A 13878-nucleotide genomic window follows, 5' to 3' on the forward strand; every position below is an offset into this window, starting at 1 on the left:
CTAGTCGAGCTTTGAGGCATCAAGTCAGCGAAGGCTTGTCGGCTTCCGCTCCGAGTTACGGCAAATATACGGCGCGCGCGGGCGGCGATGCCGCCAACGCGAAAGCAGCCTGGATCTCTCAGCGAAAAGCAGGAAGTCCGGAAGCCTAGAAATTGTTCATCAGTATAAAAAGGCCTACGCCGACTGCAGGACCAATGAGCGCTGCAACGACCACCATGACGAAAGGTTTCGCCACCATAACACTTTACCCCGCACTGAACTCGTGAGTTCACTCCACTGTTACTCGCGGCCCTAAAAGATGATGCTTCGACCGGTTTGCCCCCTCGGTCTCGACACCTTATTCCGCTGAATGGAGCCGCCCCCAATCAGCGCAGCCAGTCAAAACCCCTCAAGCCTGGCTGCTTGAAGAATACAGCTTTGCAAAAAAACTTGACAGGGGTTGCAAGGCGTTTGACCGCCGGATCGTAGAAACCGGATCACACAAAACGTTTCATGGCAACAGTAGAAAGAACGACATTCGGCCAGCCGCGAAAAATTATAATAGTCTTATGTTTTTCAAATACTTAGGCGTTCAGAATAATTCATGAGCTGCGTCCGGTGCCGCAACTGCTGGCACCGCATCATCACGGATTATGTCGTGGTTTGAAACGCGAATTGAACATTACCGGAGATCGAAAAGGCGAAGCTGCCTCTCGTCAGTGCCTCTCGTTTCGGCAGCCAATTGCTCGATCCGGTCGAAGGGGACCTGCTCGGCAGCGATCAGTGAACGCTGTGCCTTCATCGGCCTTACGAGACCTTCCTGCACGAGATGGAACTCGCCGACCGTTTGGCCCGGAAGCGCGACCGTCGGGTCGAGGCCGGACTCGGACTGGAAGGCGGCTCTGAGCTTTCGCAGTGCCGTATCTTCGCGGACGCGGCCGATGAACCAGCTCGTGATCTGATCGCGCGACTTGTAATCGAGGTCGCCCGGCGACTGGGTCGCAAGCATCATGCCGAGGCCCGCCGAACGGGCGCGTTTCAGCAAGCTCTGCAGCGGCTCGGCGGTCGCGGGTTTCGAGTTCGCGGGAATATAAAGGTCGGCTTCGTCGAACATGACGACGGCCTGCAGTTCGTCGTTCGGGTTGCGCTGACAGAAGCGGAGCGCCTCCGACAGGAACTGCGAGACCCAGAACAGGATGTTCTCGTTGTCGCCGAGGAAGCCCGTGTAGATGACGGAAAGGCGCGTCCGGTTCGGGCGTTGATACTTGCCGAGGCCGAGCAGGCTGTCCATGCGGAGGCTTTCGCCGCCACCTTCGAAGAGAGCGGCGTTGCGCAGGCGGAGCGAGTCCAACTGGGCGACGAGATCGCGGCGAAGCTTACCCGACGGGTCCATGCGCTGCGTCTGGTCGGTAAGCTCGGGGTGCTCGTCCTCGAGAAGATGGATCAGGTCGGCGAGCGTCACTTCGTTCGTCGAGAGCGAGCCCAGGATGCGCAACGCGACGGCGAGAACGCCCGACTGCTTCTGATGCGTTGCCGAGTTCTTCAGGTGAAGCATATCGCCGAGCGCGGCGGCCGACAGGTTGGCTAGCAGCTGCTGTTCGTGGTCCGGCAGTTCGTTGATGCCGTTCGGCAGCAGCGTGATTGAGATCGGACGGCCCGAGGCGCGGCCCGGCGTATAGACGGCGACGTCGATGGCGTCGGCGAGTTTTTCGCGTTCGGCGCGCCGTTCGGCCGACTCGTTCTCGTTCGAACGCCAGACGTCGGGGTTCGCATAGCTCGCGAGATCGCCCTTGCGATCGATCAGGACGGCGGGAACGCCGCGCAGCAGAAGCTGCTCGATCAACGACAATGCGAGGGTCGTTTTACCGGAGCCCGAGCCGCCGAGGAACGCCGCGTGGCGCTTCAGCACGCTCTTGTTCATCGTGACGGGGCGACCGCGATTGCCCTTTTCGCCGCCGGCTAGAATGCTGGCGCCGTAGCTGCCGTTCTCGTCGAGAATGACCGACATCGGCAGGTCGTCGTCATTTGCCGGGACGCCGTTGTCGCCTTCTGCCGTTTCGGCGCCGTGCGGCTGGTCGGCGGAGACGGCGTCGAAACCGTCGAGCGTCGACTGCGGATCGTCCATGCTCTTGGCGACGAGACGCGGAACCGGACGCCCGAGCAGATCGAGGCGCAAGAGGTGAATGACCGAGATGAGGCTCGACAGCGGCTTCGTGCCTTCGAGCCATTGCGTCATGCCCGCGTCGCCGCGGTGATGGGCCGTAAACTCGCGAACGGTCATCATGCGTTCCCACTCGGGGATCGGCACGAGGAGCTGGCGGCCGCCGCCGTCGCGGAACTTGCGGAATGCCTGCGCGGTCTGGTTCTTCTTGTTCGGCGGGAAGTCGCTGGCGCGGAGCATGAAGCAGGGCTTGCCCTGCATCGCGGTCAACACCTTGTCGAGCTGGCGTTTCAGTCCGCCGCCCTGGGTTGGGCGATTGCAGAGGAACACGCGAACGTCGTTGGCGAAGCCTGTGCGATGGCGAACGGTCAGATCGAACGCCGGGAGGTCGTCGCCGAGTTCGAGCCGCTTTACGGTCACTTCGATCGAACGGTTCCATTCATCGCGCGCGAGCAGAAGGGCGGCAGACAGGACGTCGACCAGTTCCTGATCGTCGGCCGGCATCTCGGCTTCGCTTTCGTTGGCGAAGCGTTCCCACATCTCGCGAAACTGCACGGCCGAAAGCGAAGACGGCGCGTCATCGTCGGGATTGCCGAAGCCGACCGCCTGGCCAAGCGCCTGAGCGAGCGTCGAGATGAATGACGGTCTCTCGGGCTCAGGATCGCGCTCATCGCCTTCGGTCGACGTCGCCTCGCGCAGGCGCGATTGAGCATGCTCCAAGAGGCGGCGCGTCGAGAGGCCGCCAAATTCTTCGAAGAACTGGGGTCCGAAAAATTGCGAGGCGTCGGGGAAGCTCAGGCCGCCGCCGTTGATTTCCGAATGATGGGCCAGCCGCTTCGAGATGATGAGGCGCGCTTCTTCCGGCGTGCGGCTTTCGCGCAAGAGAACGGGGCCCGATTTCTCGATGCGGTCGATATACGATTGCGCGACGAGGCTGCGCACCTGACCGTAGAAGTCTTCGAGGCACGAGATGATGATGATGGCGTTGGTCAGCCGGTTGGCGATCTGGAYGAGATCGCGGACGGCGCGCTGGAAGCGGTCCTCGGCATTGTCGAAGAAGCGCAGGTCTTCGACCTGATCGATGCAGAAGACCAGCGCGGCGCGATCGACGGTCCAGATGAGAGCGCCGAGTGCGGCGATGATTTCGAAAGCGCGATCTTCGCCGTCGTTGGGATCAAGCGCGCTGACGGCTTCGTGCGCGATCGTCGTCAGCTGGCGGCCGTTGAGATACTGCCTGACACGCTGATCGATGCGCGGATCGCGGCGCTGCAGGTAAAGGAGTGCGCGCACGATGTTGATATCGAGTTCGCGCGTCTGGAACTTGTCGCAGGCGACGATCTGATCGGCGAGCCGGAGAATGAGACGCGCGAGCTGCTTGTCGTCGAGCGTCGCGTCGCGAAGCTTTTCGAGATCTTCCGACGAGATGACCTCGGAATCGAGCACCATCCGGTTCGTCAGACGCGACAGCGCGGACTCGCCGAAGCGATCCGGGTCGTAGGGCTTTTCGAGCGAGTGTACGAGACGGCGCAGATAGAAGTCGGCGTAGTTCTGCACGTCCGGCGTCATCTGCGCGTAGCCGAAATAGCTCTGGCCACTGCGATGGCTATCGGTGCGCAAAGCCCGCAACAGATGGGTTTTTCCGGCGCCCGACTGGCCGTGGAACAGCAAGATGCGATCCTGCACGTGATAGCCGCGTCCGGATGTGACGGTCGTGAGGAGATCGTTGAATTTCCGGCGTGCCTTGGCATGGATTTCCGGCACGTCGACCGGGTCGGCGCGCCAGAGATCATCTTCCCAGGTAATGGAATGCTCGAACGCTTCGCTCAGCTTGTCAGGCGCGAGCGAAGGAGCAAACGTCGGCTTGAGGGAAGCGCCTTCAACACCCATTGCGTACCGGAATGCCTTCAATCTTGAACGCGCACAAAGTGCCAGACAGTGTTCTTATAGAGGATCTTCGAGTCCTCGAGCGATTTGAGGTCGCGACCGTCTTTGAGATCAGCGGTCGCGAGTTCGATCTGGCCTGAACGATGGGCTTCCGCGAGCATTCCCTTGAATGCAATCTCGGATAGGCCCCAGTCCGGACGGGTGTTGCGAATCGCCTTCCATACCAAAGAGATAAACGCCTTCCGGTTGCCTGGCCAGCCCTCGGCCACCGGTCGTGCCGCATCGACAACAGCGCGGCAGAATTCGGGCATGTCGGGAGGAGACGCAACTCGATAAGGCGTTGGCTGGGCCTCTGCAAGGGGCGTTCGGTCGTTTGCAGGCTTCGGGGTGGGCGCACGCGTCGCACGCCGCGGCGGCTCGGCGCGCGGATGGCTGGGCTCGTTACGGGCCCCCTCGTCCTTGGGCACCATGAGCGCCCGCAGCAGCGCAAGTTCGAGCGCGGCCAACGACGGCTCGCGGCAACCGGCGATTTCGCATGCCAACTGGATGATCAGCTTGCCGTCGCTCGCGATTTCGCGCGGCTGCTTGAATAGCTGACCGGCGAGGAGCCTGCCCGGTTTGGCCGGCAGGCCCGCACCCTTGCCGAGGCCGGTCTTTATCTTATTGCCGAAGGCGCGTTCGAGGGCGACGATTGCGAGTTCGGCCCTGAGATCGGCGGGCGAGTGGACCCGCGCCGTCGATTTTCCGAAGTGATGCTGCAACACGAGCGCGGCGAGGCCTTCAGCCCGCTGGATCGCTTTTCTGACGGACGGTGTGTCGCTCGCTCCGAGTGCGGCGAGGACGAGCGCGGTTTTGACGTCGGCCCAGGTTTCAGGAAAGGCGCGCGCTGGGGACAGTATGACCTCGGCGGCCTTCAGGCCCTTGGCGCTTGCCGTCAGGCGGCCTTTCGCTTCGGTGGTCAGCTGTGACCCGGCGAGCGTGCTCAGCGCCAGCTCGGCGGCCTGGCGAAACTCCGTGCCGGAGATCCGCGGGGCCAGCAACGGCGCGACGTCGCGTTGAAGATCGGCGCGCGTCGCTCCGCCCACGGCGATGCGAAGCAGCAAAAGGTCGCGAACACCGAGATGGTTCGAAGATCCGGCCGCGGCTGTCCGCTCGGATTTTTCCATGGCTGATTGTTCGATGGCTGCACTCATCGAAAAGTCTCCCCGCGCGAATCAGATGCGCTGTCGCGACAACTTCGATGATTGATCCTTCACTTCCAAGGGCCGCCCGCATTTGACCCACAACGGTTCTATGTCTGCGAAATGCTCGCTGGCAGCCGCCGCGTCAGGCTTTCGCCGCGCCGTCGTCAAAATCGCGACACCTTATTGAGGCGATTATCGGCCCTGGGCAGGGGTTCGAGTTCGTGAGGGGTCCAGCGTATGTGTGGCTCTGAAAGTTCGCAGTGGCGCGAGGTCACGCGCGATTCGCAACTCGTTAGCGTTAACGGGCAGTTAACGGATTTCCGGCAATGCTGACCACAGCCGCACGTTTCGTGCCGGGAGTAGCCAAAATGTATCGCGTTGCGCTCACCGCCGGGCTTGCCACCGCATTAGCGGGTTGCAGCCTCGGCTCCACATCCCTCTCGTCGGGCTTTACCGGTCCCGACACCACCGCGTCGATCGCGTCGTCGCCGTCGCAGTCCGCGTCGTTTGCTCCGACGGTCAAAAGTGTCGGTCTCGGCGGCGAACCTTCAGCGCCGCGTGAGGTGAAGGTCGCCTCACTCGACAAGGCGCCCAACGGCACGTTCGAGAAAGCGGCTCCGGGCGTGCTTTCCGATCGCGACTATTCCCGCACCGCTCTCAACGCAGAGATGGCGCGCGATCTCATCAATGCCTATCGCAAGAAGAATGGCCTGAAGCCGCTGAAGCTCAATCCGGAGCTGACCGAAGCTGCGAAGTCTCATTCCCGCGATCTTGCGAAGTGGGACCGCATCTCTCATTACGGTTCGGACGGCTCAAACCCGTGGGACCGCGTGAAGCGCGCGGGCTATCATGCACGCCTCACGGCCGAGAACGTCGGCACGGGCCAAATCAATTTCAACGAAGTGTTGAAGGGTTGGGAAGAGAGCCCCGGCCACAACAAGAACCTCTTGACGCCCGATGCGCAGCACATGGGTATCGCGCTGGTTCAAGATCCGAAAACCGAATTCAAATCCTTCTGGACGCTGGTTATCGGCTCGCCGATGTAAGGGAATTGCGCAGGTCGCGAAGGACGCATTTTGCAAGTGGCTCCGCTCAACCGGAGCCATTTTTGTTCTCACCTCACTCCACCCCACCCCTAACCCCTCCCCGTCGAAGGGGAGGGGAATCCGAGCGGGATCAGACCCTGACCCCTCAACGTCGAAGGGAAGGGGAATCCGAGTGGGATCAGAACTTCGGCAGGTTGTTCCAGATCGGCATCTTGATACCGAGTCGGCGCCATACGACGAGCGCGTTCAGCGATGCCGCCGTCATCAACGAAAATGCAGTTGCGGCCGCTGCGCCAATCATGCCGTAAGCCGGAACAAACGCTAAATTGAGTGCGATGTTGAGCAGCGCCGCCGAGAAGAGCACGGTCGCGCAGAGCTTCTGCTCACCCAGCATGTTCAGAAGAAATTCTGCCGGACCCATCGCCGACCGGAACAGGAAGCCGACGACGAGAACGAACATCACCGGGTAGCCGGCATCGAAGTTCGGACCGAAGAGCGAAAGAAGCGGCATTCCCAATGCGAGGATGATCACCGCACCGGCGAGCGATGGCCAGAACGTCCAGTTGACCGAGTCTCTAACGAACGTTCGCAGGCCGTCGCGGTCTCCGCGTGCGTGGAATGCCGCGAACTTGTGAGCGACCGCGCTTCCGACTGCATAGTGGACGAACATGATGAGGGCCATCGTCTTTCCGGCCGCGAAATAGATGCCGACGTCGGCCGGCGCCATGAAGCGTGAGACGACGAGGATGTCGGTATTCTGGAGAAGCAGCTCGGCCGTCAGGATGACCAGGAGCGGGGCGGAGATCGCCAGCCACGACCGGAAATCCGTCTCGCGCTCCGCAGCTGGGATTGTCGCGCGCACGCGCTTGTTTATCGAAAGCGCTTGAAGCAATCCGGCGAGCCACGTCGCGACGATTGCGCCGCCGGCCGCGGTGGCGGCATTCATCGGCAGTCCGGCATGATTGGCGACGAACATGCTCGCGAGCAGAAGCAGCGGCCTCAGCACGTATGGCGGCACCAGCGCTGTGCTCATCCAGCCGTTGCCGCGTCCGATGCCGTCCTGCACGTCCGTCAAAGCGTAAAGCGGGATGCAGACGAGTGCGAGATAGAGGGGCAAGACGAAGTTCGGCTCGATGCGGTCGCTAAAGAGCCAGACTCCAAGAACGCCGAGCAGCATGACGATGGTGCCGCCTCCGAGCGCCAGCATACGTACGCCCCAGATCAGGCCGCGGAGATGCGCAAAGTCGCCGGTTTCGCGGTACGAGGGCGCAAGGCGGATCGAGGCGTAATTCAATCCGAGGTGCGACATCGCCCCGAGGATCAGGACGCAGGTCCAGACCGCGACGTAAATTCCGTATTGCGCGCCGCCCATCCAGCGGGCGAGCACGATTTGCGTGAGGTAGAGAAGTCCAGCGCTCAGAAGGCGGACAGCAAAGGCGAGGATCGCGTCGCGCTGGGTGCGCTCGCGCTCGTCCTTAGAAGCGATGAGGTTGACGGTCAGTTTCGGGAGCCCGGCGACGATGTCTCGCGCGATTGCGAAAGGCGTGCGGGGCTGCTCGACGCGCGTTGGCGCGGTTTCCTCATGCGCGACGCCCCCGGCCGGGCAGAGCTTCTCGGCTGTCGCGCTCTTCACTTGCAGTGAATTCCCGTCGTTCAGATGCCTTCGAGGCGATCCCGTTCGCGGCTACGAACGAGTTCAGCGATCCCCGTCCATGCCCAAGCCCGTCCCGCGTCCCCTCGCTGGCCATGATAGAGGGCGAAGAAGTCGGCGATCCCCGCAGCGAATGATCCGTGTTTGCCTTCTAGGACTTCGGCCATGGCGCCGAGATCTTGTGGCGGTGGCGTAAAGTCCAGGTCGGTGTTCTGCGTCGCGCGCAACGGCAAGGCCATCGTAAGGTCCTACTCAAGGCTTAAATCCAGGTTGACGGATTTCGGAAAAGCAAGTTTGACGCCATATTGTGCTCAGTCGCAGCACGCTTCTTCCGACGTGTGGTTAATCAGAGGTAATGTAGCGCCGCGCGGCGCCTCACCTCTGAGCTGCGAAAAGCTAGGACGATTGCGAAATGACTTGGATTTTGAGGGCTTCGGCGTTCTTCGCGACGGTCTATTTTCCGGTCGTCGCGGCCGGACACGCAGCCGATCGTGCAGCCAACTATGACGCGTCCCCGATCCTGAGTTGTGCCGGAATGGAACTTGCCCAGAACGGGGAGCCGAAAGAGGACACGCCGGACGCAAATCCCGGTACACCGTCCGACGACGGATCTCTCGGGGTGAAGCCACCGGCGCCCGGCGACAACGATAACGGCCAGGATGGGGCTGGTTCCGACCAGGCGTCGCCGCCCGACACGGCTCAACCGCCAGGCTGCATCTTTCAAAAAGGGCCGCTGGACCTGATCGTCTAGCAGCTGGCGTTGGTGGCAGGCTTATTCAGGAGAAGCTTGGGCGGCTTGCGGCTGGGCTGCGCCGGCCGTTGAATTTGAAGACGCTCCCTCTGTGTCGGGCCCCTTCAATGCCGAGCGCGCGTCGCCAGCGGCTTCGCTCCTCTTTTTCGCGCTTTTGTCTTTGGACGTTGCGACTTTGTTTTTTGACTTGTGTTTACCGCTGGCCGTGTGCCGCTTGTGGCCGCCGCAGCCCCATGCCGCCACCGTATCGCGTACCGTGGTAATGCCTTTGGCGCTCGGGTCCATCGGCAACGTATCGATGGTGGTCGTGTTGAAAAGCTGCTTCCAGTCGTAATTTTGGAACCCGTACTCCAACAGGCTCGCGGCGCGGATCGCCCGTTCATTGCCGGACGATTCACCGAGAACGACCGCCATGAGGCGCCGGCCATCGCGGGTGGCGCTGGCAACGACGTTATATCCGGAATCGCATGTGAAGCCGGTCTTCAGGCCGTCGGCCCCTGCGAACGTTCTGAGGAGGGCGTTGTGGCTGCCGAGGCGCCGCTTGCCGATGCGCATGTCGGGCATCGCCCAGTAACTTGCATATTGCGGGTATTCGCTGACCACGGCACGGGCGATTTTTGCGACGTCGCGCGCGCTCGTGAGCTGGCCCGGGTCCGGCAGGCCGTTCGTATTGACAAAATTCGTATGCGTCATGCCAAGGCGCCGCGCCGTCGCGTTCATTCGGTCGATGAAGGCGCTTTCGCTTCCGGAAACCGCCTCGGCAAGCATGACCGTTACGTCATTGGCCGATTTGATGATCACCGCTTGCAGGGCTTGCTCGACCGACAGCGTAGCGCCGACATTCAATCCGACCTTGCTGGGTGGCTGCAGCGTCGCGACCAGCGAGCACGAGATCTTATCGTCGAGACGGATTTTGCCCTCTTTGATCGCTTCGAAGGCGACGTAGGCGGTCATCAGCTTCGTCAGCGAGGCGGGGTGCCAGATGTCGTCGACGTCCTCGGCGTAGAGGATCTTGCCGGTTGCGGGCTCGAACAGCAGCGTCGGGTTCGCCGAAGCCGACGGGCCGGCCGTCAGCCAAATCAACAATGTTGCAACTATGCAGGCTGCGCGTGACCGCATGAACGTCCTCAGTTTTCACCAAAGCTCGGCTAGCATATTCGTGAAGATGGGCCAACCGAACCCGATTTCGCGCCAAGCTTATGATGGGTTGTGTTGCTCGTGCGGCGCTACCCTGCGGATAAATGCCCCATGAGCAGGGTTCAGCAATTCGCGCTTTCCCCGCACCCGAGTCCCGGCCACCAAGAGACAATACCGCATTGCTCTCGTTGGGTTCCACCGATTGGTACGCCGCAGAGCAATAGAGGCGTCGCCCCGCCCAATGCCTGTTGACATGTCCGGTTTAAATCGTGCCCTGTCCAAAAAATACATACGCCACATAATCACGGGTTCGGCGTTTCCGCATCATGCAGCACACCCGTTCCGAAGCCCTGCCTCTGCCTGAAACCAGCACGCGCGACCGCATGGCGATTTTTTTCGCGCTCTCGCTCGTGCTGCTGCTTGCCTCGCTCGACCAGACGATCGTCGCGACAGCGCTTCCGACCATTGTGCGCGAGATCGGCGGCCTTTCCCACCTCACCTGGATCGTGACGGCTTATCTGCTGGCCACGACCGTCGTCGTTCCGGTTTACGGGAAGCTTGGCGACCTTTTCGGACGCCGCTTGGTGTTGCAAGCGGCGGTGATCATTTTTCTCGTCGGGTCCGCGCTTTGTGGCATCGCGCAAAATCTGCCGGAGCTCATCGCCTTCCGCATCGTGCAGGGTCTCGGCGGCGGCGGCTTGATCGTCACTTCGGTCGCGGTGGTCGGCGACATCGTGCCGCCGCGCGAAAGGGGAAAATACCAAGGGTTCGTCGGCGGGATATTCGGATTATCGACGGTGCTTGGACCGCTGATCGGCGGTTACACCGTCGAGAACTTTTCGTGGCGCTGGATATTTCTGATCAACTTGCCGTTCGGCATCCTTGCTCTCTTCGTCATCAATAGAACGTTCCGCCCGCACCTCCAGAAGTCCGACATCTATATCGACTACGCGGGCGCCGTCCTGCTTGGGACGGCGTTGTCGATGCTCGTGCTCGTCACGAGCTTCGGGGCGGTTCTCGTCAAGGAAGCGCCCGTCAGCTTATTCGCGTTCTCGCTGCTTGGCGTCGTGTCGCTTGCCTCGTTCATTTATGTCGAGACGAAAGCCATCGATCCTTTGCTGCCGCTGTCGCTTTTCAAAAACCGGACATTCATTATCGCGGCCTCCATCGGTCTCATCGTCGGGCTAGCGCTGTTCGGATCGATCACGCTCCTGCCGCTATATTTCCAGATCGTCAAAGGCCTCGATCCGACGAGTGCGGGCTGGCATCTCACGCCCATGATGCTCGGCGTTTTTACCAGCTCTATCGTGAGCGGCCAGATCATCGCGCGGATCGGGCGCTACAAGATATTTCCGATCGTGGGCACCGGCATCATGACGATTGCGCTGATGCTTTTGTCGCGCATAACGATCGAAACCACGCCATTCACGGCGTCCGTCTACATGCTCGTTCTCGGGCTCGGCCTTGGCATGGTCATGCAGATCCTGGTCATGGCGGTGCAGAATGCCGTGGATTTCGAACAGCTCGGTGTCGCGACTTCGGGGGTAACGCTCTTTCGATCGATCGGCGGCTGCGTCGGCGTTGCAATGTTCGGGGCGATCTTTGCCTTCGTGCTGCAGCGGGAGATCATGGCATCGGCGCCCGAACTCTCGACGGCGTTGACCAATCCCGATGCCGTTGCAGCGCTTACGGGAGAGATGAAGTCCGCCTATGACAATTTCTTCATCGCGGCGTTGCATCCCGTGTTCCGTACCGCGACGCTGTTGGCGCTCGCCGCGTTTCTGCTGTCCTTCGCTATCGAGGAAGTGCCGCTCCGAAGCAGCATCACGAAGGAGCCCTCGTCCGATCCGTTGCTCATGCCGCGCGACGCGACCTCACTCGATGAACTCGAGCGGATCGTCGAGCGCATTACGGCGCGGGAAAATCGGTGGCGCGTCTATCAGACGGCGGCTTCTCGTCTCGGCGTCGAACTCCAGCCGGATGAGTTGTGGCTTCTGGCGCGCTTGGGCGAACGGGGCGGTCAAGCGGAGAAGGATGACCTTCGCAAGATGCTCGGTCCCAAGGAAACGCGGCCGCCGCGTCCGTTCGGCCGGCTCGAAGCCGCCGGTATGGCCCGCGTGGCGGGAAGCGTTATTGAACTAACAGACAAAGGCCGATCGATTTACGAGCGTCTTCTTCGCCAACGGGAAGCCGACCTCGCGCACATGCTGCAGGACTGGGACCGCAACGAGCATCCGGAAGTCGTCGCGATGATGAAAAAGTTGGCGAACTCCTTTGCGAGCTCGCCACCGTTGCCGCCAGCGTTTGCTATTTCTTCTTCGACAGTTCACTGAGCTCAGCGAATTCGGCGTCGCTCAGCTTGATGTTCGCTCCGGCGACGTTCTCTTCGAGATGTTTGACCTTCGACGTTCCGGGGATGGGTAGCATGACCGGGCTGCGCTTCAGCAGCCATGCGAGCGCGATTTGGCTCGGAACGGCGTTGTGCTTCTTCGCGATTGCATCGAGACGCGAGCCGGGCTTTGCAAGGTCGCCGGATGCAAGCGGGAACCACGGAATGAAGCCCATGTTGTGCTTCTCGCAAAAGTCCAACACGTCCTCGCTGCTGCGATCTGCGAGATTGTAAAGGTTCTGGACGCTCGCGACCTTGAAGAACTTCTGCGCCGCTTCGATTTCCTTGACGCTGACCTGGCTTAGTCCAACGTGCCGGATGAGACCTTCCGCTTGCATCGACTTGATGGCGTCGAACTGCTCGTTCTGCGGAACTTTCGGATCGATGCGATGCAATTGCCAAAGGTCGAGGCGCTCAACCCCCAGTCTGCGAATGCTCATCTTCACTTCTTGAAGAAGGTATTCGGGGCGGCCTAGCGGAACCCATACGTCGGGACCGGTTCGTGCGAGGCCCGCCTTTGTCGCAATGATCAGACCTTTGTAGGGATGGAGCGCTTCGCGGATCAGCAGCTCGCTGACTTCTGGCCCGTAGCTATCGGCCGTGTCGATGAAATTGATGTCGAGTTCGGGGAGCCTGCGAAGCGTGCGGAGTGATTCTTGCTTGTCGTCCGGTTCGCCCCAAATGCCTTTGCCGGTGATGCGCATTGCACCGAAGCCGAGCCGGTTGACCGTCATGTCGCCGCCGATGGCGAACGTGCCGGAATGATTTTTTATTGCGGTGGTTGTGGACATGGCTCTCTACCTTTCTGCGGGGGGGCTAGCGAGTTTGATCGAAAGGGAAGTGCCGCGAAAATCGCGGCACTGTCACAATCAAACTAGCGAGTATCGCGGGCACCCGGCAGAACTTCCTCGCACGCTGTCTGCACGCGAATGTCGTTGCCGATGTACCTGCAGATTTCTGCTTTACGGGAAGGGTTGTTGCGGATGGTGCTGTCGGAGACCTTATATCCGTACTTCCGTGCCACGGCCGCGAGGTTGTTATCGCGGCAGAAGGGCGTCGATATCGGGTGGCCCTGAACAATCTGATAATCTTCGTTGCATTCGATGGCGCTTGCGGATGTGGTTGCGGCGGCGGCGGCGAATGCAATCGTTAAAAGGCAAATCCGTGCGGTATTGGACTTCGTCATACGAGATCTCCAATTTGCGCAAGGTGCATGCGGGCACGAAGCGTCCGGGTTTTCAGGCCGGGTTTCATCGCTGAACGCTAAATGCTGGGGTGCGTTCCAGTGGACATATGGGCCAGGAGTCGCCAGTGCTCAATATGGCCCGCGTGACGCGATGCCTGCCATGACATTTTCGAGTTCCTGGATGCGCCGAGCGTAACTTTCCCGCAGACAGCCGAGATTTTTGCCGCAAGCGTCGCGGGACTGCAGCCATTTGCGCTGGTCGTCCTGGATATTGCCGCGCTGTCCCATGACAACGAGCGATGTCGTGATGGTAAACAACGTCGCCATCCGAGCTTCGCTTTGACCGAGATCGTAATTTCTGCAGATCGTTCGTTCGGCTGGCGATTTCGCCTTGTCACATTCGAGCGCGGCGTAGTCGGCTGCATTGGCCGGCGCCGAGAGCGACGCGACGGCTATGGCCATCATTGCGGGTGCGATCCAACGCATAAAATTTCTCCCGCAACTTGGCCT

At 61.0% G+C, this 13878-nt stretch carries 11 protein-coding genes; 3 read left to right on the plus strand and 8 right to left on the minus strand.

Features of this window, described 5'->3' with window-relative positions; translation table 11 throughout:
• Positions 1–661 precede the first annotated feature (661 nt).
• Both AC1DK3_RS08870 and AC1DK3_RS08875 read right to left on the minus strand, forming a co-directional pair.
• Positions 662–4027, minus strand: coding sequence for a helicase HerA-like domain-containing protein (locus tag AC1DK3_RS08870; RefSeq protein WP_477191863.1), 3366 nt, complete (start codon positions 4025–4027; stop codon positions 662–664).
• 17 nt (positions 4028–4044) lie between these two features.
• Positions 4045–5217, minus strand: a complete 1173-nt coding sequence (locus AC1DK3_RS08875; RefSeq protein WP_477191864.1) for a hypothetical protein — start codon at positions 5215–5217, stop codon at positions 4045–4047.
• Between the two features lie 317 nt (positions 5218–5534).
• Between AC1DK3_RS08875 and AC1DK3_RS08880 the strand changes: the two genes are divergently transcribed.
• Positions 5535–6254, plus strand: a complete 720-nt coding sequence (locus AC1DK3_RS08880; protein WP_477191865.1) for a CAP domain-containing protein — start codon at positions 5535–5537, stop codon at positions 6252–6254.
• A 178-nt stretch (positions 6255–6432) separates the two neighbouring features.
• Here AC1DK3_RS08880 and AC1DK3_RS08885 read toward each other — a convergent pair whose 3' ends face one another.
• Entirely contained in the window at positions 6433–7887 is a 1455-nt protein-coding gene (locus AC1DK3_RS08885; RefSeq protein ID WP_477191866.1) for a flippase, read from the minus strand.
• A gap of 20 nt (positions 7888–7907) precedes the next feature.
• Positions 7908–8144, minus strand: a complete 237-nt coding sequence (locus tag AC1DK3_RS08890; protein ID WP_339081296.1) for a hypothetical protein — start codon at positions 8142–8144, stop codon at positions 7908–7910.
• 173 nt (positions 8145–8317) lie between these two features.
• On the opposite strand from AC1DK3_RS08890, the gene AC1DK3_RS08895 reads away from it, so the two are divergent.
• Positions 8318–8656, plus strand: a complete 339-nt coding sequence (locus AC1DK3_RS08895; RefSeq protein WP_477191867.1) for a hypothetical protein — start codon at positions 8318–8320, stop codon at positions 8654–8656.
• 21 nt (positions 8657–8677) lie between these two features.
• On the opposite strand, the gene AC1DK3_RS08900 is transcribed toward AC1DK3_RS08895, so the two are convergent.
• Positions 8678–9775, minus strand: coding sequence for a D-alanyl-D-alanine carboxypeptidase family protein (locus tag AC1DK3_RS08900; protein WP_477191868.1), 1098 nt, complete (start codon positions 9773–9775; stop codon positions 8678–8680).
• A 344-nt stretch (positions 9776–10119) separates the two neighbouring features.
• Between AC1DK3_RS08900 and AC1DK3_RS08905 the strand changes: the two genes are divergently transcribed.
• Positions 10120–12126 carry an MDR family MFS transporter gene (locus AC1DK3_RS08905; RefSeq protein ID WP_477191869.1) on the plus strand — a complete coding sequence of 669 codons (2007 nt, stop codon included), beginning with the start codon at positions 10120–10122 and terminating at the stop codon, positions 12124–12126.
• On the opposite strand, the gene AC1DK3_RS08910 is transcribed toward AC1DK3_RS08905, so the two are convergent.
• The 3 genes from AC1DK3_RS08910 to AC1DK3_RS08920 form a co-directional block, all read right to left on the minus strand.
• The gene (locus AC1DK3_RS08910) at positions 12101–12973 is read right to left on the minus strand and encodes an aldo/keto reductase (protein ID WP_477191870.1); all 873 of its coding nucleotides are present in this window, start codon (positions 12971–12973) and stop codon (positions 12101–12103) included. The two genes, AC1DK3_RS08905 and AC1DK3_RS08910, sit on opposite strands and share 26 nt — an antisense overlap.
• A gap of 83 nt (positions 12974–13056) precedes the next feature.
• Positions 13057–13368, minus strand: a complete 312-nt coding sequence (locus tag AC1DK3_RS08915) for a hypothetical protein (protein ID WP_477191871.1) — start codon at positions 13366–13368, stop codon at positions 13057–13059.
• Between the two features lie 129 nt (positions 13369–13497).
• A complete protein-coding gene (locus AC1DK3_RS08920; protein ID WP_477191872.1) occupies positions 13498–13854 on the minus strand; it encodes a lysozyme inhibitor LprI family protein in 357 nt (118 codons plus the stop codon).
• Positions 13855–13878 lie beyond the last annotated feature (24 nt).

The sequence above is a fragment of the Hyphomicrobium sp. 01T421 genome, assembly GCF_056398805.1.

Bases quoted from the DNA above. Each gene is read 5' to 3' on its own strand.
- AC1DK3_RS08910 (WP_477191870.1), bottom strand. From the start codon at position 12,973: ATGTCCACAACCACCGCAATAAAAAATCATTCCGGCACGTTCGCCATC.
- AC1DK3_RS08880 (WP_477191865.1), top strand. From the start codon at position 5,535: ATGCTGACCACAGCCGCACGTTTCGTGCCGGGAGTAGCCAAAATGTAT.
- AC1DK3_RS08900 (WP_477191868.1), bottom strand. From the start codon at position 9,775: ATGCGGTCACGCGCAGCCTGCATAGTTGCAACATTGTTGATTTGGCTG.
- AC1DK3_RS08895 (WP_477191867.1), top strand. From the start codon at position 8,318: ATGACTTGGATTTTGAGGGCTTCGGCGTTCTTCGCGACGGTCTATTTT.
- AC1DK3_RS08875 (WP_477191864.1), bottom strand. From the start codon at position 5,217: ATGAGTGCAGCCATCGAACAATCAGCCATGGAAAAATCCGAGCGGACA.
- AC1DK3_RS08915 (WP_477191871.1), bottom strand. From the start codon at position 13,368: ATGACGAAGTCCAATACCGCACGGATTTGCCTTTTAACGATTGCATTC.
- AC1DK3_RS08890 (WP_339081296.1), bottom strand. From the start codon at position 8,144: ATGGCCTTGCCGTTGCGCGCGACGCAGAACACCGACCTGGACTTTACG.
- AC1DK3_RS08905 (WP_477191869.1), top strand. From the start codon at position 10,120: ATGCAGCACACCCGTTCCGAAGCCCTGCCTCTGCCTGAAACCAGCACG.
- AC1DK3_RS08920 (WP_477191872.1), bottom strand. From the start codon at position 13,854: ATGCGTTGGATCGCACCCGCAATGATGGCCATAGCCGTCGCGTCGCTC.